20 protein-coding genes, 5 tRNA genes and 1 riboswitch are annotated in these 22,686 nt (G+C 60.8%); of the genes, 23 read left to right on the top strand and 2 right to left on the bottom strand.

The annotated features are described in order from the left end of the window. Window positions 1–172: 172 nt before the first annotated feature. From QMG46_RS21255 to ychF, 8 genes are all read left to right on the top strand, one after another. On the top strand, window positions 173–1,828 hold the full coding sequence (locus QMG46_RS21255; RefSeq protein WP_281849888.1) for a tetratricopeptide repeat protein: 1,656 nt from the start codon (window positions 173–175) through the stop codon (window positions 1,826–1,828). Next, window positions 1,825–2,439: a lipoprotein insertase outer membrane protein LolB gene (gene lolB / locus QMG46_RS21250; protein ID WP_281849886.1), complete on the top strand. Its 615-nt coding sequence runs from the start codon at window positions 1,825–1,827 to the stop codon at window positions 2,437–2,439. Before QMG46_RS21255 ends, lolB begins: the two co-directional genes overlap by 4 nt. Before the next feature lie 96 nt (window positions 2,440–2,535). Next, window positions 2,536–3,915, top strand: a complete 1,380-nt coding sequence (gene ispE, locus QMG46_RS21245; RefSeq protein ID WP_281849885.1) for a 4-(cytidine 5'-diphospho)-2-C-methyl-D-erythritol kinase — start codon at window positions 2,536–2,538, stop codon at window positions 3,913–3,915. Between the two features lie 69 nt (window positions 3,916–3,984). Then, window positions 3,985–4,061 (top strand) — tRNA-Gln (locus QMG46_RS21240). A 9-nt stretch (window positions 4,062–4,070) separates the two neighbouring features. Next, window positions 4,071–5,057: a ribose-phosphate diphosphokinase gene (locus tag QMG46_RS21235; RefSeq protein WP_281849884.1), complete on the top strand. Its 987-nt coding sequence runs from the start codon at window positions 4,071–4,073 to the stop codon at window positions 5,055–5,057. 101 nt (window positions 5,058–5,158) lie between these two features. Beyond that, window positions 5,159–5,815: a 50S ribosomal protein L25/general stress protein Ctc gene (locus QMG46_RS21230; RefSeq protein WP_281849883.1), complete on the top strand. Its 657-nt coding sequence runs from the start codon at window positions 5,159–5,161 to the stop codon at window positions 5,813–5,815. Window positions 5,816–5,874: 59 nt separating this feature from the next. Next, window positions 5,875–6,453: an aminoacyl-tRNA hydrolase gene (gene pth, locus QMG46_RS21225; RefSeq protein WP_281852942.1), complete on the top strand. Its 579-nt coding sequence runs from the start codon at window positions 5,875–5,877 to the stop codon at window positions 6,451–6,453. A 159-nt stretch (window positions 6,454–6,612) separates the two neighbouring features. Next, window positions 6,613–7,704, top strand: a complete 1,092-nt coding sequence (gene ychF / locus QMG46_RS21220; RefSeq protein ID WP_281849882.1) for a redox-regulated ATPase YchF — start codon at window positions 6,613–6,615, stop codon at window positions 7,702–7,704. Between the two features lie 155 nt (window positions 7,705–7,859). Here the strand turns inward: ychF and QMG46_RS21215 are convergent, their stop codons facing one another. Beyond that, a complete protein-coding gene (locus QMG46_RS21215) occupies window positions 7,860–8,186 on the bottom strand; it encodes a hypothetical protein (protein WP_281849881.1) in 327 nt (108 codons plus the stop codon). 1,014 nt (window positions 8,187–9,200) lie between these two features. Here QMG46_RS21215 and QMG46_RS21210 point away from each other — a divergent pair. The 4 genes from QMG46_RS21210 to QMG46_RS21195 all read left to right on the top strand — a co-directional run bounded on the left by QMG46_RS21210 (window position 9,201) and on the right by QMG46_RS21195 (window position 13,525). Beyond that, the gene (locus QMG46_RS21210) at window positions 9,201–9,950 is read left to right on the top strand and encodes a TrbJ/VirB5 family protein (RefSeq protein WP_281849880.1); all 750 of its coding nucleotides are present in this window, start codon (window positions 9,201–9,203) and stop codon (window positions 9,948–9,950) included. A gap of 82 nt (window positions 9,951–10,032) precedes the next feature. Beyond that, on the top strand, window positions 10,033–11,127 hold the full coding sequence (locus QMG46_RS21205) for a TrbL/VirB6 family protein (protein ID WP_281849879.1): 1,095 nt from the start codon (window positions 10,033–10,035) through the stop codon (window positions 11,125–11,127). A 1,375-nt stretch (window positions 11,128–12,502) separates the two neighbouring features. Then, window positions 12,503–13,024: a hypothetical protein gene (locus QMG46_RS21200; RefSeq protein WP_281849878.1), complete on the top strand. Its 522-nt coding sequence runs from the start codon at window positions 12,503–12,505 to the stop codon at window positions 13,022–13,024. 54 nt (window positions 13,025–13,078) lie between these two features. Beyond that, window positions 13,079–13,525, top strand: a complete 447-nt coding sequence (locus QMG46_RS21195; protein ID WP_281849877.1) for an acetyltransferase — start codon at window positions 13,079–13,081, stop codon at window positions 13,523–13,525. On the opposite strand, the gene QMG46_RS21190 is transcribed toward QMG46_RS21195, so the two are convergent. After that, entirely contained in the window at window positions 13,522–14,181 is a 660-nt protein-coding gene (locus QMG46_RS21190; RefSeq protein ID WP_281849876.1) for a GNAT family N-acetyltransferase, read from the bottom strand. The genes QMG46_RS21195 and QMG46_RS21190 overlap by 4 nt on opposite strands. Before the next feature lie 99 nt (window positions 14,182–14,280). On the opposite strand from QMG46_RS21190, the gene QMG46_RS21185 reads away from it, so the two are divergent. The 11 genes from QMG46_RS21185 to rplK all read left to right on the top strand — a co-directional run bounded on the left by QMG46_RS21185 (window position 14,281) and on the right by rplK (window position 22,683). Continuing rightward, window positions 14,281–15,735: a MocR-like pyridoxine biosynthesis transcription factor PdxR gene (locus QMG46_RS21185; RefSeq protein WP_281849875.1), complete on the top strand. Its 1,455-nt coding sequence runs from the start codon at window positions 14,281–14,283 to the stop codon at window positions 15,733–15,735. Further along, window positions 15,733–15,982, top strand: a riboswitch (cobalamin riboswitch). (Overlaps the previous gene by 3 nt.) Before the next feature lie 203 nt (window positions 15,983–16,185). Beyond that, window positions 16,186–18,471 carry a 5-methyltetrahydropteroyltriglutamate--homocysteine S-methyltransferase gene (metE, locus tag QMG46_RS21180; RefSeq protein WP_281849874.1) on the top strand — a complete coding sequence of 762 codons (2,286 nt, stop codon included), beginning with the start codon at window positions 16,186–16,188 and terminating at the stop codon, window positions 18,469–18,471. A 140-nt stretch (window positions 18,472–18,611) separates the two neighbouring features. Next, window positions 18,612–19,100: an acyl-CoA thioesterase gene (locus tag QMG46_RS21175; protein WP_281849873.1), complete on the top strand. Its 489-nt coding sequence runs from the start codon at window positions 18,612–18,614 to the stop codon at window positions 19,098–19,100. Between the two features lie 104 nt (window positions 19,101–19,204). Beyond that, window positions 19,205–19,290 (top strand) — tRNA-Tyr (locus QMG46_RS21170). 31 nt (window positions 19,291–19,321) lie between these two features. Next, window positions 19,322–19,395 (top strand) — tRNA-Gly (locus QMG46_RS21165). A gap of 26 nt (window positions 19,396–19,421) precedes the next feature. Beyond that, a tRNA-Thr gene (locus QMG46_RS21160) sits at window positions 19,422–19,497 on the top strand. 72 nt (window positions 19,498–19,569) lie between these two features. Next, the gene (gene tuf, locus QMG46_RS21155) at window positions 19,570–20,760 is read left to right on the top strand and encodes an elongation factor Tu (protein ID WP_281849872.1); all 1,191 of its coding nucleotides are present in this window, start codon (window positions 19,570–19,572) and stop codon (window positions 20,758–20,760) included. A gap of 114 nt (window positions 20,761–20,874) precedes the next feature. Next, window positions 20,875–20,950, top strand: a tRNA-Trp gene (locus tag QMG46_RS21150). 74 nt (window positions 20,951–21,024) lie between these two features. Next, window positions 21,025–21,420 (top strand): preprotein translocase subunit SecE, encoded by a 396-nt coding sequence (gene secE, locus QMG46_RS21145; protein WP_281849871.1) that lies wholly within the window; start codon window positions 21,025–21,027, stop codon window positions 21,418–21,420. Window positions 21,421–21,430: 10 nt separating this feature from the next. Then, window positions 21,431–21,991 carry a transcription termination/antitermination protein NusG gene (gene nusG / locus QMG46_RS21140; RefSeq protein WP_281849870.1) on the top strand — a complete coding sequence of 187 codons (561 nt, stop codon included), beginning with the start codon at window positions 21,431–21,433 and terminating at the stop codon, window positions 21,989–21,991. A gap of 263 nt (window positions 21,992–22,254) precedes the next feature. Continuing rightward, on the top strand, window positions 22,255–22,683 hold the full coding sequence (gene rplK / locus QMG46_RS21135) for a 50S ribosomal protein L11 (RefSeq protein ID WP_281849869.1): 429 nt from the start codon (window positions 22,255–22,257) through the stop codon (window positions 22,681–22,683). Window positions 22,684–22,686 lie beyond the last annotated feature (3 nt).

Here is a 22,686-nt window from a genome sequence, read left to right as displayed (position 1 = left end):
GCGACGGGTACCGGGCGGCGTAAACTAGGCTTGATGTCCCGGTCCGGACGTCGAACTGACCGGAATAGAAGGTCCAACGGAGAATAGTGTGCTGAGCAGGTCGGCCAAGTTCAAGCAACTGCGGCATTTTGGGGCGAGCGTCATAGTGTTGGCCCTGGTGGGTTGTACTGCAATGCCCAATCGCACGGGCCCAAGTCGGACGGCGTCCAGTCAGCCCCTGGATCATCTGGTCGTGGCGACGCCCGACGCCGATCATGATCTGCTCGCGCAGCTCATGGTGGGTGAGATGGCATTGACGCGTACCGATCTCAAGGACGCATCGGCGGCCTACGACCGGGCCATGCTGCTCTCGGACGACCCTCATGTCGCCGAGCAGGCGGCCGGGATGGCCATCGCCATCCGTGACGATGCCGCCGCCCAGCGTGCGATCGCCCGCTGGCAAGCCCTGGGTGCCAAGCCGGCCGAGCTGGCCCAGGCCCGGGCCCAGCTGGCATTGGGGCAGGGCGATACCGCCGAGGCGCAGCGTCAGCTCGAGATTCTCACCAGCTCGGGCGACATCGATGCCTGGCGCCAGTTCGGCCGTGTACTGGTCGGCGGGCGCGATCCGGCGCAGTCGTCGAATCTGCTGGAGACCCTGGCAACCCCGCAGCGCCTGCCTCCCGGCGATGCGCAGGCCTGGCTGGCCATGAGCGAGCTGGGTGACCGCTTGGGTCGTACGGCCTACGCACAGCAGATTGCCGATGCGGCGGTAAAGCGCTTCGAAAATGCCGATGCCTATGCATGGGCCGCACAGCTCAAGTACAAGGCCGGCGATCGCAAGGGCGCCCAGGCGATGTTCCAGAAGGCCATCGCCAAGGCGCCCAAGAACATCCGTCTGCGCCTGGCCTATGCGAGTCTGCTGGGGCAGAACGGCGATTACGCCAGCGCCGGCAAGCTGCTCGACAACGGTCCGCAGAACGCCGATACGTTTCAGCTGCGTGCCGCTCTGGCGGCGCATGCCAACGACACCCGCACGCTCAGTCGTCTTTACAATCAGCTGCAGCATTCGCCCGACGACGTTCGCAACGACAGCGCCTATCTGCTTGGCCAGCTGGCCGAAATGCAGGGGCAGAAGGACGATGCGCTGAAGTGGTACGGCCAGGTCCCGGATGACGACGAACACGCCTTCGACGCCGACTTGCGCAGTGCCGTGCTGCTGCTTGAGTTGGGACGCTCAGCCGAAGCCCATGCGCAGCTGGAGGAAATGCAGACCGATTACCTCGACCAGCCGGCGCAGCTGCGTCGTGCCTACGAGGTCGATGCCGAGCTGTACATGCGCGAGCAGCAATATGCCAAGGCGGAGGCGGCCTACAGCCGTGCCCTGCAGATTGCGCCGGACGATCCGGGTCTGCTCTACGGCAGGGGTCTTGCGTATGCCTCGGGTGGCCAGACCGACCAGGCGATCGACGATCTGCGTCGCCTGCTGCAGATCAAGCCCGGCGACGCCGATGCGAGCAATGCGCTGGGTTTCACGCTGGCGGACGCCAATCGCGATCTGCCCGAGGCTGAGCAGCTGATCCAGACCGCGCGCACGGCCAAGCCCAACGATCCGGCGGTCACCGATTCCTGGGGCTGGGTGCAGTACCGTCTGGGCCATCTCGATCAGGCCGAAAAAGCCTTGAACAGCGCCTGGCAAAGCCATAAGGACGCCGACGTCGGCGTGCATCTTGGCGAGGTGTTGTGGCGCCAGGGCAAGCAGGAGGACGCGCGGCGGGTGTTCGACGAGGTGCGCAAGATCGACCCGCAGAACACCAGCCTGCACGACACCTTGAAGCGTCTGAATCCATGAAGTCGATCCAACGTCTGGGCGCAGCCGCGCTGTTGTCGCTGCTGCTGGCCGCCTGCGTGCCCAAGGCCGTCGTACGCACGCCCGGCGATGCCGGCATGCTCAACGAGCAGCAGACACGCGAGCAGGCGTTGGCCGGTACGGATCATTGGACGCTGGAAGGCCGCATCGCCGTCTCCGATAGCAAGACCAGCGGCAGTGGCGACATCACCTGGGTGCAGGATGGTCAGCACTACGTGTTCACCATCCGTGGCCCCTTCGGCAAGAGCTTTCGTTTGACGGGCAGCCCGGACGAGGCCTTGCTCGAAGGCATGGACGGCGGTCCGATCAACGGCCCGGATGCCGAAGCGCTGCTGCGCCGGGCTCTGGGCTGGGAAGTGCCGTTGCGCGAGCTGCGGGCCTGGGTGCTTGGTCTGCGTGCCGATGGCGGCCCGGCCGAACTGAGCTTCGGCCAGGACCGCCTGCCGTCGCTGCTGCAGCAGGACGGCTGGAATGTCGACTACCGCGAATGGGACACGACCCGTCAGCCGGCGTTGCCGAAGAAGGTATTCGCGGACAAGGCGCCGTTCAAGGTGAAGCTTTCCATCGAGAGCTGGCAACTGGCACCGCGGTAACGTTGCTCATGCAGCAGAGGGAAAAGCCGTGCAACTACGGCTTTTCCTCTTTACTCTTCCCTCTTTACAGGCCGCGCAGCGGACAATTTCACATCTATGTTCCGCATCGAGCGCGCTCAACCTTCCCAAGTCGGCACCCTCTGCGCCATCGAGCGCAGTGCCGTCGAAATGTTTCGTGGACACGCCGCGTGGCCGGCGTATTCGGCGATCGAACTGCCGCCGGACATCCTGGGCGACGCCATTGCGCGAGGCCTGGTCTGGGTAGCTATCAGCGACGCTGATGAGCTGGTTGGTTTCGTCTGCCTGGACGTGGAAGAGGGCGGCGACAGTATCGGCATTGCCGAGATCGACGTGCTGCCGACCTGGGGCCGCCGCGGCATTGGCGCGGCCCTGCTGGAGCACGCTTGCGATTGGGCGCGCGCCGCCGGTTATCGAAAGATCGACCTGGGCACCCTGCGCGACGTGCCCTGGAATGCGCCGTTCTACGGCCGCCATGGCTTTGTCGAAGTCGACAAGTACGCTCCCGAGTTTGCTTTTGCCCTGGATCGCGACCGTGAGAACGGCTTTCCCGAGAGCCTGCGCGTCTTCATGAGCCGCACGTTCGACCGGCCCGCCGCGGATGAATGGACCGTCTGGCCGGCACCGGCCAAGGTCAACCTGTTCCTGCGCATCCTGGGGCGGCGCGAGGATGGCTATCACGAGCTGCAGACCGTTTTCCGCCTGCTCGACTGGGGTGACGAGCTGCGTCTGCGCGTCCGCCCCGATGGCCAGGTGCTGCGGCTGACCGATATCCCCGAGGTACCTGCCCAAAGCGACCTGATCGTGCGAGCGGCGTTGGCATTGCAGGCCCACACGGGCGCCACGGCCGGCGTCGATATCGAAGTGGAAAAGCGCATTCCGATGGGCGGCGGCCTGGGTGGGGGCAGTTCCGACGCGGCTGCCGTGCTGGTCGCGCTCAACCACCTCTGGGGTTGTGGGCTGAAGCCGGCGGAGCTGGCCGAGTTGGGGCGTACGCTCGGAGCGGACGTGCCGGTCTTCGTGCGCGGTCGCTCGGCCTGGGCCGAAGGGATCGGCGAAAAGCTGGAGCCGATAAAGCTCCCCAACCGTTGGTACGTGGTGCTCGACCCCCATGAGCACGTGCCCACCGCGGCACTTTTTCAAGCTTCTGAATTGACACGAAATGCCGCTCGGGCGACAATTTCATCCTTTGCTTCGGGCGAAACGACCGAAAACGCTTTCGAGCCGGTAGTCATCGCGCGCCATCCCAAGGTGGCCGCGGCGATGAAATGGCTCAAGAGCTACGGTCGGCCCAGGCTTTCCGGTAGTGGCGCCTGCGTTTTTGTCGAAACGCGGTCGCGCGACGCAGCGGAAGTCATCGCCGAAGCATGTCCGGCGACATTTACCGCGCGGGTAGCCGCGGGGGTGGATGTTTCGCCGTTACACGAGGCTCTGGTTCGCCATGGCGGCCAGGCCTGAAAAACCAGGTAGACAAGCGTGGGTGATCGTTACGGCGGTTACCGGCGCAGGTTGTGGATAGAGAAACACTGGGGCGTCGCCAAGCTGGTTAAGGCACGGGATTTTGATTCCCGCATGCGCAGGTTCGAATCCTGCCGCCCCAGCCATCCAACCGAATGGCTGTTAGTTTTTTTAAGGAAGTGACCGTGGATACGTCCTCCCCGATGCTCTTCACCGGCAATGCGCACCGCAAGCTGGCCGAAGATGTCGCACAACGCCTGGGCGTTCCCCTCGGCAAGGCCTTGATCGGTCGTTTCAGCGATGGCGAAACGCAGATCGAGATCGAGGAAAACGTTCGTCGCCAGGAAGTGTTCGTGCTGCAGCCGACCGGCGCACCGAGCGCGGAGAACCTGTTCGAGCTGTTGACCCTGGTCGATGCGCTCAAGCGGGCGTCGGCAGCCAGTGTCACGGCGGTGATGCCGTATTTCGGCTATGCCCGCCAGGATCGTCGCCCGCGTTCGGCGCGCGTGCCGATCACCGCCAAGATGGTCGCCAAGATGATCGGCACCGTGGGCGTGGATCGTGTGCTCACCGTCGATCTGCATGCGGACCAGATCCAGGGCTTTTTCGATATCCCGGTGGATAACGTCTATGCCTCGCCGCTGTTGTTGGCGGACATCTGGCGCAACCACAGCATGGACAACCTGATCGTGGTCAGTCCGGACGTCGGCGGTGTGGTGCGCGCACGCGCGCTGGCCAAGCGTCTGGACGATGCCGATCTGGCGATCATCGACAAGCGTCGCCCGAAGGCGAACGTGGCCACGGTGATGAACATCATCGGCGACGTGGACGGCAAGACCTGCGTCCTGGTCGACGACATCGTCGATACCGCCGGCACGCTGTGCGCTGCGGCTGCCGCTCTGAAAGAGCGCGGCGCGCGCAAGGTGGTTGCCTACTGCGTGCATCCGGTGTTGTCGGGTGCGGCCATCAGCAACATCGAGGGTTCGCAACTCGATCAGCTGATCGTCACCAACACCTTGCCGCTGCGGGCCGATGCCGCGGCATGCAGCAAGATTCGCCAACTCTCGGTCGCCGAGCTGCTGGCAGAAACGATCCGCCGCATCGCCTTTGGCGAGTCGGTGAGTTCGCTTTACATCGATTAAGGCGCGAAGGGCAACCTTCACGCCAACCTGACTCCTCTGGTCGCGGGGGAGTCACCTAAACCGCCGCGAGGCGGATCACTACTGAAGTAGGTAATGCCACCATGGCTACAACTCATGAAATCAAGGCCGAAAGCCGCAAGGACGAGGGGAAAGGTGCGAGCCGCCGCCTGCGTCGTGCGAGCTACGTGCCTGCCGTCGTTTACGGTGCGGGCCAGCCCGCCGAAAGCATCCAGATCGAGCACAACACCATCCTGCTCGCCGCCAAGCACGAGTGGTTCTTCTCCTCGGTGCTCGACCTGAACGTCGACGGCAAGGTGCAGAAGGTGCTGGTGCGCGACTGGCAGAAGCATCCGTTCAAGCTGCAGATGCTGCACATGGACTTCCTGCGTATCAACGAGAACGAGGCCATCCGCGTCAACGTTCCGCTGCACTTCCTGAACCAGGAAAAGTCGGAAGCGGGCAAGACCGCCGGCGTGGTGATCTCGCACAACCTGACGGAAGTCGAAGTCTCCTGCCTGCCCAAGAACCTGCCGGAGTTCATCGAACTCGACCTGGGTTCGCTGAAGGAAGGCGACATCATCCATCTGTCGCAGCTCAAGCTGCCGGCCAATGTCGAAATCCCGGCTCTCGCGCTGGGCGCCGACCACGACATCGCCGTCGTCACCGCTTACTCGGTGCAGGAAGAAGTCGATGCCGCTCCGGCTGAAGGCGCTGCCGACGCTCCGGCTGCGGACGCCAACAAGGACGCCAAGAAGTAAGACACGCTGTCCCGGCCTCACCTTGAGGCCGGGGCAATGGCGTGTCTGCTTCGCTCGCCATGGCGGGTCTGCGTCTTATCGTCGGGCTGGGCAATCCCGGTACCGAATATCTCAGAACCCGGCACAACGCCGGGTTCTGGTTTGTTGATGCCCTGGCATCGGGGCAGGGCGAGCGCTTCGGCTTCGACGGCAAGCTGCATGGCGAGACCTGCAAGGTCCGCATCGGCGGCGAAGCCATCTGGCTGCTCAAGCCCGCCACCTTCATGAATAAAAGCGGCATCGCCGTGGCATCGGCGTTGCGCTATTACAAGATCGAACCCGAAGAGTGCCTGGTGGCACACGACGAGCTCGACCTCGATCCCGGCACCGTGCGCTTGAAGTTCGATGGCGGCCATGGCGGCCAGAACGGCCTGCGCGACATCGTCGCCCATCTCGGCCACGCCAAGTTCCATCGCCTGCGCGTCGGTATCGGCCATCCGGGTCACAAGGACAAGGTCACGTCCTGGGTGCTGGGGCGGCCTTCGGCGAGCGATGAGGACGCGATGCTGGATGGCATCGGCCGGGCCATCGATGTGTTGCCGCTGGCGGCGATCGGCCAATTCGACAAGGCCATGCAGCAGCTGCACACGCCGAAGTGAGGCCGCGCGCATGCGCGAGCTGAGGTCGGGTGCTGTGCCGTCTAGGCTAGAATAGCGGACTGGGCACGTTCCATAGCTCTATCTCCTTGCTCCTCACCACTAACTCCTTACTCCTTAAAATTGCTCGGCCACGCTAGCGGCCGACCTGACGGACCAAACATGGGCATCAAATGCGGCATCGTCGGCCTGCCTAACGTCGGCAAGTCCACTCTGTTCAATGCACTGACCAAGGCCGGTATTGCCGCGGCGAACTTCCCGTTCTGCACCATCGAGCCGAATGTCGGCGTGGTGCCGGTGCCCGATCCGCGCCTGAATGCGCTGGCCGAGATCGTCAAGCCGCAGAAGTTGATCCCCACTGCGGTCGAATTCGTCGACATCGCCGGCCTGGTTGCCGGGGCGTCCAAGGGTGAAGGGCTGGGCAACAAGTTCCTGGCGCATATCCGCGAAGTCGATGCGATCGCGCATGTAGTGCGCTGCTTCGAACACACCGACATCGTGCACGTCGCCGGCAAGGTCGACCCGATCGCCGATATCGAAACCATCGATACCGAGCTTGCGCTGGCGGACCTGGATTCGGTCGAGAAAGCGCTCAATCGCGCCGAGCGCGCGGCCAAGGCAAACGACAAGGATGCGGTGGCAAAGAAGCCGGTGCTGCAGAAGCTCGCCACGGGCCTCAATGAAGGTAAGTCTGCCCGCAGCCTGGGTCTGGACGATGAAGAAAAAGCGCTGGTGCGCGATCTCTTCCTGCTGACGCTCAAGCCGCTGATGTACATCGCCAACGTGCGCGAGGACGGCTTCGAAAACAACCCGCATCTCGATGCCGTGCGCGCGCGTGCCGCAGCCGAAGGTGCCGAGGTGGTGCCGGTATGCGCTGCGATCGAAGAAGAGCTTTCGCAACTCGACGACGCAGATCGTGACGAGATGCTGGCCAGCTATGGCCTGGAAGAGCCGGGTCTGAATCGAGTGATTCGTGCGGGCTACAAGCTGCTAGGGCTGCAGACTTATTTCACTGCGGGCGTGAAGGAAGTGCGCGCCTGGACGGTCAAGGCCGGATCCACCGCGCCGCAGGCCGCGGGCGTCATCCATACCGATTTCGAAAAGGGCTTCATTCGCGCCGAAACCATCGGCTACGACGACTTCATCCAGTACAAGGGCGAGTCGGGTGCGGCGGCAGCCGGGCGGCTGCGCAAGGAAGGCAAGGAATATATCGTCAAGGAAGGCGACGTATTGCACTTCCTGTTCAACGTTTAAAACGAGTATTTAGCTAAAACAAAAATGCAATACATCGCCGATGTATTGCATTTTATTTATGGCTCGATAATGTTTTAAACATTCTGAATGCCGCAATACGGCATCCGACAGACTAGGGCTTGGGTCTTGTGCCCAGGCCCCGATCGGTTCAGGGCTCAATAAACGACCATGCCCCATTCGGCAATGATGGCTTCCAGAATACCCAGGTTGGTGCCAGTCGTCGCGCCGGGGCAGGTCATCAGATAAGTCTGCCGAGCGAGTGCCGTCGCCGGAAAATCGATGCCTTCTTCGTCGTAGATGACAATGCTGAAAAAGGCTTGGGTCGCCGGTTCGCAGCCGGGTCCACCGGTAGCGCCGTCGCCGGACATGCCGGCCATGCAGGTATAGCTATTGCAGGGAACCATTTGCGCAAGGACAGGTGCGCTGGTCAGGCTGGCGGCTGCGCCGAGGGCGAGCGTGGTAAGCAGGGTACGCAGTTTCAAGGAATGCCTCCGACGTGTCGGGTAATGAGGAGTCCCAACGAGGGAAACCTTCGTCCATAAAGCCCAGGCGTGCGATGAATTCCGGCGAACCGTTGCCACGTTACCGTGGTTCTTTAGTTTCGCTTTTGAACCCATTGCCCGCAAAGGATTTCACAAAATCCAAAATGGCTTCTTTCAAAGTTGCACTAGCGTAAATCGGCGCAGATTCCTTCCTGGCTCTCCGTGGCGATGGCGCCTCCGATACCTGTTTAAACGCTTTGAATCCCCTGCGAATTCGCGCCCCCCGAAAGCCTTGGCTGCGATCTTCGCTTGTGAGTGGTCCACTCACAGATGGCGGAAGAGTAATACCCGCCATGGAATCAAGTAAAGTGCCGGAAGGCTTTGAGGGCGCGCTTCCGGCCTAACCATTCACGCAATGAGCTGACGTCACATTGTCCGTTAAACCCCGGCAAGGGAGCCCGAGTTTCCGCGATACGGCACTTTTCGTGATCCAGTTCTCAAATAGCGCGTATCTGTTCCATCACGGATATGAGAGCACACAACGATGTGGTGCGTTTTGTAGTCCTATCCCTACAAAGTAAAACGTTTTTTCCTACTAGGATGAGGCGCTGACACTCTTTAAAATTACATTGCTAAAAGACGTCACAACGGATTGCATTTGCACGAGCTGGACGCGCCGGGAGGCCGGTTGACTCCGTCACATCAGTGCGCTAGCCAAGTCACAAGGATCCGTGCTTAACTATTAAGCGAAAGGCTCGGTTACAGGGGGTTGGACGGGTGGTCACCCGATCCAGCCATCATGCGTGGGCAGGGTCAGGGGTTTATACGTTTGATTTAAACAAACTGTGCGCAGCTATGACTGGACGCGACGGTGTCGCTGAGTGCCGGTCGCGTAACAGCAGCTACGCCAGAGTGATCGATGCTTCCGGTCAGTGAGTCACTACGCTTTAAGCGACGCGCCAGACCAGTCACTAAACGACAGTAAGAAATTTCGGCACTGATTAGGAGAACACCATGGGTATTTCTTCATCCTACATGGAGCGGGTCGTTGCTCTTTCTCGCAAGACCGGCCTGGTGCGTGTTTTCTGTTTCTTAGGCCTGCTGTTTGTTGGAGCCGGTGTTCATGCCCAGGTGATCGTCGAAGATCCGACGTCGATTGCGAAGCAGATCTCGCAATACGCCACCCAGCTGGACCAGTACAACCAGGAAATCCAGCAGTACGAGCAACTGCTGATGAAAGTGCAGGGTCTGGGCACCAATATTTCATTTATGCCCAATACGCTGACGGTTATTACCGATCCTAGCGAGCTGATCGATCAGAACTGCCCGGGTACGCCGGGCATACAGGGGTTGATCACGTCGATCGCTTCGAGCATCAGCATGAGCAAGCCCATCGTGGTCAGCCAGCAGCAGATTTGCGCGAGCATCGTTACTCTCCAGGTGGACGAGTACAACAGGACGGTGTTCATTGTGAACCAGCTGAACCAGTACGGCGGTACCTTGCAGAAGCTCAACGATCTGGCCAATTCCGTGGACACGTTGGGCAAAACCAACGGCGCCACCACGCAGGCTGCGACTTATTCGGCTACGGTTGCCAAAAGCATGAACGACTGGCAGGCGGCGATCGCCGGCGACGAAGCGCTGATCAAGGCGCTCAATCAGCAGCAGGCGATTCTGTCTCACGTCGCGATGAAAGGCAGCAACAGCATTCTCGGCAACGTGGTGCAGGTAGGTGTGCTTGCTGGCGCGTTGGCCATCAAATAGTGATGCGGGCTTACGGTAACGGGCAGATGGCGCAGACGTTTGTTGAGCGCATCGTTCCACACATTGAACTGGGGCAATTGTAATGGGCGATTTGGGCACCTACGCGTACTACGTACTGATCTACAACTATTTGCAGGATCAGATTGATAAATTTCAATCGAAGACCATGGCAAATATGATGATCTGGGTAAGTGGGCTCGCCCTTACGCTGGTGACGCTGTGGATCATTATCCAGGGCTATCGCATGGTAACGGGGCAGTCGCAGCGCTCGATGATGGCGATGGTCACCGACATGGCGCGCGTCGTCCTGATCGTTGCCGCTGCCACCACCATGGGCATTGCCGGCACCGATATTTCGCAGTTCCTGTCAGCTAACGGCACCCTGGCCTCCGGTATCAGTTCGATCGTCGCCGGTACGGACTCGCCGATCAGCGAGATCGATCGCAACATGGCTGCAACACAGCTGACTCTCGCGGCCATTGACGTGGTGCAGATAGCGCCAGGAGATACCGAGACGGCGGGTCAGAAGGCTCGTGCGGAGTTCCTTGCTGGTTTCGGCGCGGGCGGGCCGGCCATGGCTGCAGGCGCCATGCTCCTGATGTATCAGTTCACCATGGCTATCTTCATCGGTCTCGGTCCGCTCTTCATCATGTGTCTGATCTTTGAGCAGACCAAGGAACTATTCAAAAAATGGCTGATGTTCGGCATCGGCACCATGTTTTCCATTGCCATGTTGTGCGTCGTGACCTCGATCGTGCTGGGACTGACTGAGAGAGTCGCTGCGGCCTTGTGGACATCCAGCGTCATCAATAGCATCACGGGCATGCAAGCCGAGGGCTTCAGCAGTCAGGCGTTGCAGCAAGGTGGTATAGGCTTGCTGATGACCGTCCTGATCATATCGGTGCCGCCGATGACGGCACGCTTCTTCGGCGATACCGTGGGTAGTTTCATGCAGTACTCGGCGTTTGGCGCCAACCGTCCGGGCCCGCAGGGGCAGCCGCCTGGGCAATATAGTGGCGCGGGCTCGTCGTATTCGCCGCCGCAATATACAAGTCAGTCCGGATCACCTAACGTGAGGTCGGGTGGTGGAGATGCTATTTCCACCGGAAGTCGAGTAACTGGGAACACGAATGCTCCTGTGGCAGACGTGGTTAGGACAGGGGTGCCCAGAGGCTAGAATTATTGAAGCTTCTTATCGTATGAAGCTTCTTAGTCCTGGAGACTGATATGAAATATTCGAGTGTCTTGTTGCTTTTGCTGGCAACTCTGCTTTTCTGCGGTCGTGCCGCTCATGCTGAGGGAAACTGCCCCGACGGGTATTACACCATCGGTGGGGGCTCACCAGGCGCGCCCGTGGGCTGCGCACCCATACCGGGCTATGACCAAGGGCAGCAGGGGCAGCAACAGCCGGCTCCGCCGCAATGGGCCTCGAAGTTTGGAGCGATTGCGAGCTACATCCCTAAAGGTATATTGGGCTACTCCACCAATATGGCTAGTCGAAGCCAGGCCGAGCAAGCCGCAATCGCCGACTGCAAAGCTCAGGGCGGTACGGAATGCCAGATCGAGACTTGGTATAGCAATGGGTGTGCGGCCTTGATAGTTGGTCATCCTGGCTATGTCGTAAATACAGCTCCGACAACGGAGCAGGCGGTGAGCGTCGCTATGACTGCCTGTACCAATGCTGGAAATACCAACTGCCGCGTCCACTACTCAGCTTGTAGCCTTCCACAGCGGATTTGATGCTGCCGCTTCGTCAGCGTACAAGCTCGGGGCGCCCTATTGAATTGCCGGTAGCGTGACTAACGGCTTCAGTGCTGCTTCTTCAGACGAAGTTGAGGCGAAGGCCCCGTCCGCTTTGCTGCCCGGTGCTCTTGGTTGCGCTACTGCACACGCAGAAGGTGACTGCCCTCAAGGGTATATCCCATTGGCGAAGGATCGCCGGGCGAGCCCATGGGTTGCGCGCCCATACCGGGCTATAGTCAAGGGCAGCCGCCGTCCACGCCACAACCTCATTGAGCGTCCATGTTTGGAGCGATCGCTACTTACTCCGATAAGAGTAAGGGAGTCTTGGATATAGCAACCAACATGGTCAGTCGAAGCCAGGCAGAGCAAGCGGCATTGGCAGACTGTAAGACCAAGAGCGGCGAGCAGTGCGAGGTTGAAGCACGGTATAGCAATGGATGTGCCGCAATGGTTGTTGGTCACCCGGGATATACGGTGAAAACTGCTTCAACTGAGAGTGGTGCTATCCAGTCGGGAATGAGTTCATACACAGGTGCTGGGTGTAGCAACTGTCATCTCTACTGTTCCGGTTGTGGTTTTCCACGCCAAATCCCTTAGCGGAAGGTCATGGGCAGCAGATTCCTGGCGGGAGGCATGTCCAACTGCCGCGTTATTTACGCGGATGCAATCGGCGTTTGTGACTATGGAGCCATCACACCGATTGGTGCATGGGTATAGTTACCCGGATTGCGAAGCGACCGGTTCGCTGTTGCGATGGCTTGATGCATGAATTCGTTCGGTGGAATAGGCGATATCTCGGAGAGATCGCGATGAATTGGATTGTTCACGAAACCAACTGGCTGAGGCTGTCGCAGCTCATAAAAAACCAGTCGACGTATGCCTTGCTTGTGCTGCTGCTGGCGGCGCTGGTGACATTCATCGGTTCCAAGCTCGATAGTGGTGTATTACTCACGTTGTCCAGATGGATGACAGTGATCGTGGCGTTGCTCGAAGTGGCTGTTGCGGTGATCGCGACTTCATTGACGCGTAGAGTCAAGCTCTACTGGGCCACGCATCGTGATGGCATGTCTGACGCCGACCTGCTGCAGTTGCGCATGTCGTTGCGCAAAGCGACTTCGCTGGCACTATTGAGCTGGCTGATCGTCATCGCGACGACATGTCTGCCGTTCGCGATGGGTATGGTGGCTCGGCTGCCCGAGATCGGTTTGGTGTTTGTGCCGTTTGCCCTGTTGCTGGGCATGCAATGGTTCAATATCCGCACCTATGGCGAACTGGCGATGACGGTCGCCAGAAATGCCTACGTGCCGCCGGCATCGGCCGATGGTATATAACCGGCCGACGCGGCTCACTCGTCACGGTCGCGCGATAAGAGGTCAGATCAAGCTATGAACCGTATCCGCCCGGCGACATCGACGGATTTCCCAACGCTGGTGGCGATCTGGGAAAGTTCGGTGCGCGCGACGCACGATTTTCTCACCGAGGCGGACATCGAGTTCTATCGGCCGCTTGTACTTACCTATTTGCCAACCTTGTCTGTGCATTGTCTGATTACCCAGCCGAGCAAGATCGCTGGCTTCGTCGCGGTGGGTGATGATCAGGTCGAGATGCTCTTTGTCTGCCCGCAGGTGCGCGGGCAGGGTGTGGGCAAGACCTTGCTGGCTTATGCGGTCGCCACGCTTGGTGCGGTCCGCGTAGACGTCAATGAACAGAACGACCAGGCGGTAGGGTTCTATCGTCATGCCGGTTTCGAGGTCGTCTCACGCTCGGCATTGGATGGCACCGGTAAGGCGTTTCCATTGCTGCATATGGCGATCGCCGCCAAGAGTTCCTAGAAGCGTAGCCTGCGCTGCTGCAGCCCCTGATCATCGAAATTGTCCGGGCTGAGCCAGGCTTCGTAAACGGCCTTCAGTCGCGGCCAGTCGCGGTCGAGCATGGAAAACCACGCGGTATCGCGGTTGCGTCCCTTGACCACGACGTGCTGACGGAAGATACCTTCGAATTCGAAGCCGAACCGTTGCGCGGCTCGGCGCGAAGGTTCGTTGGCGTTATCGCATTTCCATTCGAAGCGGCGATAGCCGAGCATTTCGAAGACGTAGCGAGCGTGCAGGTAAACCGCCTCGGTGGTGATGCGGCTGCGTGCAATGGCTGGGCCCCATAGCACGTGACCGACTTCGATCACCCCGTGCGTCGGGTCGATGCGCATCAGTGCCTGGCGACCTTCCGCTTTGCCCGTCTGCTGGTCGATCACAGCAAAAAATAGCGGGTCCACCGATGCGCTGCTCTTTTCCAGCCATGGCATGAACGTCGTCATGTCGGCGGGCGGGGTGTCGAAAAGATAATGGAAGCGCTGGTCCGCGCCCGGTGCCTGTGCCGACGTCAGCAGGTCCTGTCCATGTCGGGTTATGTCCAGCGGTTCGAGGCGCGCGTAACGGCCTTCCAGCGCGATGCGTTCCGGGCGTGGCACGCCCTTCCAAGCGGAGAGGTTCATGGCGCTCCTGGCGGGCAGTGATGAACTTTGCACGCCAGCATCTTCTTGGCTCAAGAGGACTGCCGTAAACTACCACTTTGCTATTTTTGGCCAGTCCAGTTGATCGATATCACGACGCCATCGGCCGCCTGGCCGCCGCTGAACAAAGCTTCGGGTGATCTCGAAGGCCAGATCTATCGGTTGGTTCGCGAGCGGGTCTTGCAGGGCCAGTTGTCGCCGGGTCAGCGGCTGCCATCGACGCGCAGCCTGGCTGGAGCGCTCAGCGTTGCCCGTTCCACGGTGGTCAACGCGTACGAGCGGCTGAAGAATGAGGGCTACCTGCGAGCCTCGGCGGGATCGGCCTGTCGCGTCTCCGCGATGGCCCAGGCGCCTTTTCAAGAGCGAGGCCAGAAGCGTGTCGTGGAATTGCCGCTGGCGGCGGAGCCGGCGGTCGCAGGCAAATGGTTTGCACCGGCCATTCCCGATCTCTCTCGTTTTCCGCATGCCGCCTGGGCTCGCTGCCTTGGCGCAAGAGCGCGGTCGCTGCGCATTCACGACCTCGGCTACGGTGAAGCCTCCGGTCTGGGTGCGTTGCGTACCTCGATTCTCGATCACATCGGCGCGACACGTGGCGTCGTGGCCCGGCCGGAACAGTTGCTGATCGTGCCGTCGACACGCGCGGCGATTGATCTATTGAGCTCGCTCGTGTTGCGCAAGGGCGACGCAGCCAGCAAGGTTGCCTGGGTGGAAGACCCTGGTTACCCCACCGCCAAAGCGTTGTTGAGTGCGGCTGGCGCAACGTTGGTGCCTGCACCGTGCGATAGCGAAGGCATCGATCTGGATGGGATCGAAGGGCCGCCGCCGCGCCTCATCTATGTCACGCCATCGCACCAATACCCCACGGGCGTGACCATGAGCCTTTCACGGCGCATGGCGCTTCTGGCAACGGCGAAAACGCATGGCGCGGTGGTGGTAGAGGACGACTACGACAGCGAATTTCAGTACCGTTCGCGCCCCATCGCCTCGCTGCAGGGCATCGATCGCCATGGGGTTGTCGCCTATCTGGGCACGTTCTCCAAGACACTCGCGCCGGGTTTGCGTGTGGCGTATGCCGTCGTGCCGCCATCGTTGCTGTCGGCGGCCGCGGAGCTTCAGCTTCTGCGCAGCGCGGTCGTTCCCATCCATGTGCAGGCGGCGTTGGCGGACTTCATCGGCGAAGGGCGTTTCCGTGCGCACCTGCGGCAGATGAATGCCCTTTACGCGTCGCGCATGGCGGCGACGGTGGACGCGTTGCAGCGTCATCTGGGGGAAGCATTGCGGATCGGTGTCGGTGCCGGCGGCTTGCAACTGGCGACCTGGTTTCGCGATGAGCGCGTCGATGATCGTGCCATCGCACTAGCGCTCAACGCGCAAGGCTTCGCGATGCGGCCGATGTCGTCGTTTTATCTCGGGCGAGCCAAGCCCGGCTTGTTGTTCGGGATTGCCCAGGTGGTGACCGAGGACGTCGAGCGCCTGGCCGGCCGTATCAGGAACATCGTCGTGCCCTTGCTTGACGGCGCATCGCCGCAGGCGTAATTTCCACTCGCCGACGGTATTCATCTCTCTATTAAGATAAAGAGATGGATTTAAAAGGGAAGCCGGTACGGCCTTGGAAGGTTTTCTTCCCAGGCCAATTCCGGCGCTGCCCCGCAGCGGTGTGTGGAAACGACCTTCGTCATGAGCACTGGCCCTTCGGGGGCCGGGAAGCGGCGAACACTAGGCGAGGCATCCCCGTGCCTCATGTCCACGAGCCCGAAGACCTGCCTCGGCCAGGGAATCCATCCCCTGCCTGACCTGGAACCTCCGCGGGGAGGTTGGCCGGAGCCTGGTCGTCGCGACGCTCGGCTCCCGTACGTCCTCGCGTGGGTTTCGGTTCGCCCGAGGGGGCGAAGGTCGCTCGTGTGCCTGCATCGTGGCCTCAAGGCTGCGGTGTCGTTGCGCGATTCCTTCGTTCCTCATTCATCACGAATCGAGGACACATCGCTTATGGCTACTCTTTCCAACCTGGGTTTTCCCCGCATCGGCGCAAAGCGCGAGCTCAAGCACGCGCTGGAAGCATTCTGGCGGGGCGACTCGACATCACGGCAACTGCTGGATTCGTCGGCCCAACTCCGTCGCAGGCATTGGCAACTGCAGCGTGACGCTGGTGCCGACGTCGTGCCGTGCAATGATTTTTCGCTGTACGACCAGGTGCTCGATACCGCGTTTTTGTTCGATGCCATTCCCGAGCGCTATCGCGCGCTGGCCGATACCGATCCGCTGGCCGGTTACTTCGCTCTCGCGCGCGGTACCCAAGGCGGCGGCCACGATCTGCATGCGCTGGAAATGACCAAGTGGTTCGATACCAACTACCACTACCTGGTGCCCGAACTGAAAAAGGGCCAGACCTTTCGCTTGCGCGGCGACAAGCCCGTCGCCGAATTCCTCGAAGCCAAGGCATTGGGTTTCAATGCGCGGCCGGTGCTGTTGGGGCCGGTCAGTTTTCTATTGCTGTCGAAAACGGTCGACAGTAGCGATCGTCTCGCCTTGCTCGGGCAGTTGTTGCCGGCCTACATCCGCCTGTTACGACAACTGGACGCCGCGGGTGCCGAATGGGTGCAGATCGACGAGCCTTGCCTGGTGCTCGATCAGGGTGCGGACGACCATGCGGCCTATTTGAAGGCCTATACGGCCTTGGCTGACGTCGATGGTCCCAAGCTGATGTTGACCACGTATTTCGGCGAGCTGGGCGCCAATCTTGCTCTGGTGAACAAACTGCCGGTCGCCGGTGTGCATGTCGATCTGGTGCGCGCACCGGGGCAGCTCGATGCGGTGCTCGATTCGCTGCCTGTTTCGCGTGTGCTTTCGCTCGGCCTGGTGGATGGACGCAATGTGTGGCGCGCGGATCTCGATCACGCGCTGGCATTGGCGCGCCGTGCGAAAGAGCGTACTGGCGATGCGCGTCTGCATATCGCGCCGTCTTGTTCGCTGCTGCATGTGCCGCTCGATGCGTCGGTGGAGACGGCGTTGCCCGGCGATCTGCACGGATGGTTGGCATTTGCCCGGGAAAAGATCGGCGAATTGCGGACCTTGGCTGATGCTCTTGCCGATCAGCCATCCGCGCACACCGCGCTAAAACAGGCGCGCGAAAGCCTTGCCAACCGCCGTCGATCGGACAAGGTGCATCGGCCTGAGGTGGCGGCACGTATCGCGTCACTCGATGCTGGCGCCTCCCGCCGCTCGTCTTCCCATGACGAGCGACGCCGGCTGCAGCAAGCGAAGCTGGGATTGCCGCTGTATCCCACGACCACCATCGGTTCGTTCCCACAAACCCATGAGGTGCGCGACGCGCGTGCTCGAAACAGGTCGGGCAAGTTTTCGGATGCCGACTACGATGCGTTCATTGCCGCTGAAACCGAAAAATGCGTGCGTTTCCAGGAAGAGATCGGCATCGACGTACTCGTGCATGGCGAGTTCGAACGCAACGACATGGTGGAGTACTTTGGCGAGCAACTGGATGGCTTCGCCTTCACCAAGTTGGGCTGGGTGCAGAGCTACGGCTCACGTTGCGTCAAGCCGCCGATTATTTTCGGCGACGTGCATCGCCCGCGCGCGATGACGGTGAAGTGGTCCAGTTATGCGCAATCGCTGACGTCCAGGCCGATGAAGGGCATGTTGACCGGTCCGGTGACCGTGCTGCAGTGGTCGTTCGTGCGTGACGATCAGCCGCGCGCAGCGACGTGTCGCCAGATCGCACTGGCCTTGCGCGACGAGGTGCTCGATCTGGAAAGCGCGGGAATCGGCGTGATCCAGATTGATGAGCCCGCTTTGCGCGAGGGGTTGCCGTTGCGTCGGGCCGACTGGCAGGGTTATCTGGACTGGGCGGTCGAATGCTTTCGCATCACGGCCTCGAGCGTGGCCGACCGGACACAGATTCACACGCATATGTGTTACTCGGAATTCAACGACATCATCGATGCGGTGGCCGCCATGGACGCCGATGTGATCTCGATCGAAACCTCGCGTTCGCGAATGGAATTGCTCGATGCGTTCGTCAAATTCCGCTATCCGAACGAGATTGGCCCGGGCGTCTACGATATCCACTCGCCGCGCATACCCGATACGGAGGAAATGATCTCGCTGCTGGAAAAGGCGGGCGCGGTGCTGAAGTCGGAACAGCTCTGGGTCAATCCCGACTGCGGCCTGAAGACGCGCGGGTGGCCGGAGACTCGCTCGGCCCTGATGGCGATGGTGAAAGCGGCACGTGCGATGCGTCAGGCGATTGCCGCCTAAGCCGGTAATGCCATGCGCGCCCGTCCAGGCGGGCGCGCATGCTTGCCGCCACGGTCGGTAACCACCGAGAAATAACTTGCGGCAGGCGAGGGCGGGGCGGATCATGCGCCGCGTTCGATTCAAGCCCAGCCGGAGCCCTCATGCCAGGTCAGCAACACGAAGTGAATTTCCGCTTTTTAGCCCAGCCCACCGACGTCAATTTCGGCGGCAAGGTGCACGGCGGCATGGTGATGAAGTGGATCGATCAGGCCGGCTATGCCTGCGCGGTTGCCTGGAGCGGGGCTTATTGCGTCACCGCGTCCATCAGCGGCATCCAGTTCGTGGCGCCGATCCTGATCGGCGATCTGGTGACCGTGAAGGCGCGCCTGATCTATACCGGCCGCTCCAGCATGCACATGGCGGTCGATGTGCTGGCGCAGGACTTGCGCAAGGGCGAGCAGCGCCTGGCGACCAGCTGCGTCATGGTGTTCGTGGCGCTGGACAGCCCGGACGGCAAGCCCACTCCGGTACCTGCCTGGGAACCGCACAATGACGCGGAATTAAGGCTGCAGGAGCAGGCGCGGCGCCTGCTGGAGCTGTCCAAGGAGATGGAGCAATTGGTTGACGCGCGGGCCGATACGCTGACCTGATGTCAACCACGGTACACTGCAAGAAATTCGCCAGAAGTCGCGTTTTTCTCGCGTGAAGGTGTTGACAGTTTCGGCCGTCATCCACACAATAGCCGTTCTTTGTTGGAGGGATACCCAAGCGGCCAACGGGGGCAGACTGTAAATCTGCTGGCTTACGCCTTCGGTGGTTCGAATCCACCTCCCTCCACCAGACGAGTTCCGCGTTTGCTGATCTAGATCAGGCGGGAGTAGTTCAATGGTAGAACCTCAGCCTTCCAAGCTGATGGTGCGGGTTCGATTCCCGTCTCCCGCTCCATTGATCTCGTCTCGAGTGTGTTTTGTGCTCATGTAGCTCAGTCGGTAGAGCACTTCCTTGGTAAGGAAGAGGTCACAGGTTCGATTCCTGTTATGAGCACCACCTCCTCGGTCGACAGCGGGTATCGACTTTTTTTGTTCCTCAATTTTTTGACTCCATCGGGGTTTGGCACGTATGGCAAAGGGTAAATTCGAGCGCACCAAGCCGCACGTCAACGTAGGCACGATTGGCCACGTCGACCACGGCAAGACGACGCTGACGGCAGCGCTGACGAAGGTCGGTGCAGAGCGTTTCGGTGGTGAATTCAAGGCATATGACGCGATTGACGCGGCGCCGGAAGAGAAGGCGCGCGGCATCACGATTTCGACCGCACACGTCGAATACGAATCGCCGACCCGCCACTACGCCCACGTCGATTGCCCGGGCCACGCTGACTATGTGAAGAACATGATCACGGGTGCGGCGCAGATGGACGGCGCGATCCTGGTGTGCTCGGCCGCGGACGGCCCGATGCCGCAGACGCGCGAGCACATTCTGCTGTCGCGCCAGGTGGGCGTGCCGTACATCGTGGTCTTCCTGAATAAGGCGGACCTGGTGGACGACGCCGAGCTGCTCGAGCTGGTCGAGATGGAAGTGCGCGAGTTGCTGTCGAAGTACGAGTTCCCGGGCGACGACACCCCGATCGTGACCGGTTCGGCGCGTAAGGCGCTGGAAGGTGACCAGTCGGACATGGGCGTGCCGGCGATCATCAAGCTGGTGGACGCACTGGACAGCTACATTCCGGAGCCGCAGCGCGAAGTGGACAAGTCCTTCGTGATGCCGGTGGAAGACGTGTTCTCGATCTCGGGTCGCGGCACGGTGGTGACTGGCCGTATCGAAACGGGCGTGATCAAGGTCGGTGACGAAGTGGAAGTGGTCGGTATCCGTCCGACCCAGAAGACCACGGTGACCGGTATCGAAATGTTCCGCAAGCTGCTGGACCAGGGTCAGGCAGGCGACAACGCCGGTCTGCTGCTGCGTGGTCTGAAGCGTGACGACGTGGAGCGTGGCCAGGTGCTGGCCAAGCCGGGCACGATCACCCCGCACACGGACTTCGAAGCCGAGATCTATGTGCTGTCGAAGGACGAAGGCGGCCGTCATACCCCGTTCTTCAGCAACTACCGCCCGCAGTTCTACTTCCGTACGACGGACGTGACCGGTGCGATCAAGTTGCCGGAAGGCACGGAGATGGTGATGCCGGGCGACAACGTGAAGATCACGGTGAGCCTGATCCACCCGATCGCGATGAGTGAAGGCCTGCGTTTCGCGATCCGCGAAGGCGGCCGCACCGTCGGCGCCGGCGTGGTTGCCAAGATCGTCAAGTAACATCATGGCGGGACTCGGGGCTCGGGACCCGGGACTCGGTAAAGCTCGAAATGCGGCGACGCAACGGCTTTTCCGAGTCCCGGGTCCCGGGTTCCGGGTCCCGCAAGTTTCCATACGCCAGTAGCTCAATTGGCAGAGCAGCGGTCTCCAAAACCGCAGGTTGGGGGTTCGAGTCCCTCCTGGCGTGCCACTATCGAGGACCGAAGGCGGGTTGGGTTGCTTGCAGATACTTGAATCTGCGCAGTCAGGCCTGATCCTTACCGCATGAATACCAAGGCAGAACAGTCCAAAGGCGTGAATGCCGCCGATATCGGCAAGCTGGTGCTGGCGGTGCTGGTGCTGGCTGGCGGTATCTTTGCGTATTCCTGGTTCGGTAACGATGGCGGTGTGCCGCAGGCCGTGCGTTTCCTCGGCGTAGTGGTTGCACTGCTGGTTGCGCTGGCGATCGGTGCCTTCACGGGGCCGGGTCGTCGGGTTCGGGGTTTCTTAGCCGAGTCGCAGTTCGAAATGCGCAAGGTCGTATGGCCGACGCGCGATGAAACGCTCAAGACCACGGGTATCATCATCGTGGTTGTTATCGTTCTTTCGCTGCTGCTGGGCCTTATCGACCTGATTCTCAAGACGGTCGTGCTGGACTGGCTGCTCAAGCTGGGTTCGTGAGGAAAAGAGCATGAGCAAGCGTTGGTATGTGGTGCATGCCTATTCCGGTTTCGAGAACGCGGTCAAGCGTTCGCTCGACGAGCGCATCCGTCGCGCCGGAATGGAAGAGAAGTTCGGCGAAGTGCTGGTGCCGACAGAAGAAGTGATCGAAATGCGCAGCGGGCAGAAGCGCCGCAGCGAGCGCAAGTTCTTCCCCGGTTATGTGCTGGTGCAGATCGAGACCGATACCGAAGGCAAGGCCATTCGTATCGACGACGAATGCTGGCATCTGGTCAAGGAAACGCCGAAGGTCATGGGTTTCATCGGTGGTACTGCCGACCGTCCCATGCCGATCCGCGACAGTGAGGCCGATGCCATTCTCAGCCGCGTCCGCGAAGGCGTGGAAAAGCCCAAGCCGAAGGTGCTGTTCGAGCCGGGCGAGATGGTTCGTGTCACCGATGGTCCGTTCAACGACTTCAACGGCGTGGTCGAGGAAGTCAACTACGAAAAGAGCCGCCTGCGCGTGGCGGTGTTGATCTTCGGCCGTTCGACCCCAGTTGAGTTGGAGTTCGGTCAGGTCGAAAAGGCCTAAGTGCAAGAAAAATAGTAAAGAGAAGTAAGCGGTTAGAGGGTTTTCCCCTCGATGCGAGCCTCTCTTCACTCACTTCTGGCCCGTCTGGGCACGGGGCTTGCTTAAAAGCTGATCAATCTTTAAACTATTCGGTTCACGCCGCCGTCTCTCGACGCGGCGTGTCCGTGTTTTCGGAATCTGCAGGACGCGGATTCCCCTCCCATCCATGGAAAAGGTCGTACGGCGAGGAGCCGCAAGGCGCTTGAACTCGCGAGGAAAATGCAATGGCAAAGAAAGTTGTCGGTTATATCAAGCTGCAGGTCAAGGCCGGTCAGGCCAACCCGTCGCCGCCCGTGGGCCCGGCCCTCGGTCAGCGCGGCCTGAATATCATGGAATTCTGCAAGGCGTTCAATGCCGCCACGCAGAAGCTGGAGCCGGGTCTCCCGATTCCGGTGATCATCACTGCCTATTCGGACCGTAGCTTCACCTTTATCACCAAGACCCCGCCCGCCACCGTGCTGATCAAGAAGGCCACCGGTGTCGCCAAGGGTTCGTCCAAGCCGAACACCGATAAGGTCGGCAAGATCACCCGCAAGCAGCTCGAAGACGTTGCGAAGCAGAAAGAGCCGGATCTGACGGCGGCTGATCTGGACGCTGCGGTGCGCACCATTGCCGGTAGCGCGCGCAGCATGGGCTTGGTGGTGGAGGGTTAAGAC

Source organism: Dyella sp. GSA-30 (assembly GCF_027924605.1).
Lineage (GTDB): Bacteria > Pseudomonadota > Gammaproteobacteria > Xanthomonadales > Rhodanobacteraceae > GSA-30.
Note: the sequence above shows the minus strand (reverse complement) of the source record. Positions and strands in the feature narration are given on the sequence as shown.

Bases quoted from the DNA above. Each gene is read 5' to 3' on its own strand.
- QMG46_RS21235 (WP_281849884.1), top strand. From the start codon at position 4,071: ATGGCTGTTAGTTTTTTTAAGGAAGTGACCGTGGATACGTCCTCCCCG.
- ispE (WP_281849885.1), top strand. From the start codon at position 2,536: ATGTTCCGCATCGAGCGCGCTCAACCTTCCCAAGTCGGCACCCTCTGC.
- lolB (WP_281849886.1), top strand. From the start codon at position 1,825: ATGAAGTCGATCCAACGTCTGGGCGCAGCCGCGCTGTTGTCGCTGCTG.
- QMG46_RS21205 (WP_281849879.1), top strand. From the start codon at position 10,033: ATGGGCGATTTGGGCACCTACGCGTACTACGTACTGATCTACAACTAT.
- pth (WP_281852942.1), top strand. From the start codon at position 5,875: ATGGCGGGTCTGCGTCTTATCGTCGGGCTGGGCAATCCCGGTACCGAA.
- ychF (WP_281849882.1), top strand. From the start codon at position 6,613: ATGGGCATCAAATGCGGCATCGTCGGCCTGCCTAACGTCGGCAAGTCC.
- QMG46_RS21195 (WP_281849877.1), top strand. From the start codon at position 13,079: ATGAACCGTATCCGCCCGGCGACATCGACGGATTTCCCAACGCTGGTG.
- QMG46_RS21210 (WP_281849880.1), top strand. From the start codon at position 9,201: ATGGGTATTTCTTCATCCTACATGGAGCGGGTCGTTGCTCTTTCTCGC.
- QMG46_RS21190 (WP_281849876.1), bottom strand. From the start codon at position 14,181: ATGAACCTCTCCGCTTGGAAGGGCGTGCCACGCCCGGAACGCATCGCG.
- tuf (WP_281849872.1), top strand. From the start codon at position 19,570: ATGGCAAAGGGTAAATTCGAGCGCACCAAGCCGCACGTCAACGTAGGC.
- QMG46_RS21175 (WP_281849873.1), top strand. From the start codon at position 18,612: ATGCCAGGTCAGCAACACGAAGTGAATTTCCGCTTTTTAGCCCAGCCC.
- QMG46_RS21200 (WP_281849878.1), top strand. From the start codon at position 12,503: ATGAATTGGATTGTTCACGAAACCAACTGGCTGAGGCTGTCGCAGCTC.
- QMG46_RS21230 (WP_281849883.1), top strand. From the start codon at position 5,159: ATGGCTACAACTCATGAAATCAAGGCCGAAAGCCGCAAGGACGAGGGG.
- nusG (WP_281849870.1), top strand. From the start codon at position 21,431: ATGAGCAAGCGTTGGTATGTGGTGCATGCCTATTCCGGTTTCGAGAAC.
- QMG46_RS21255 (WP_281849888.1), top strand. From the start codon at position 173: ATGCCCAATCGCACGGGCCCAAGTCGGACGGCGTCCAGTCAGCCCCTG.
- metE (WP_281849874.1), top strand. From the start codon at position 16,186: ATGGCTACTCTTTCCAACCTGGGTTTTCCCCGCATCGGCGCAAAGCGC.
- rplK (WP_281849869.1), top strand. From the start codon at position 22,255: ATGGCAAAGAAAGTTGTCGGTTATATCAAGCTGCAGGTCAAGGCCGGT.
- secE (WP_281849871.1), top strand. From the start codon at position 21,025: ATGAATACCAAGGCAGAACAGTCCAAAGGCGTGAATGCCGCCGATATC.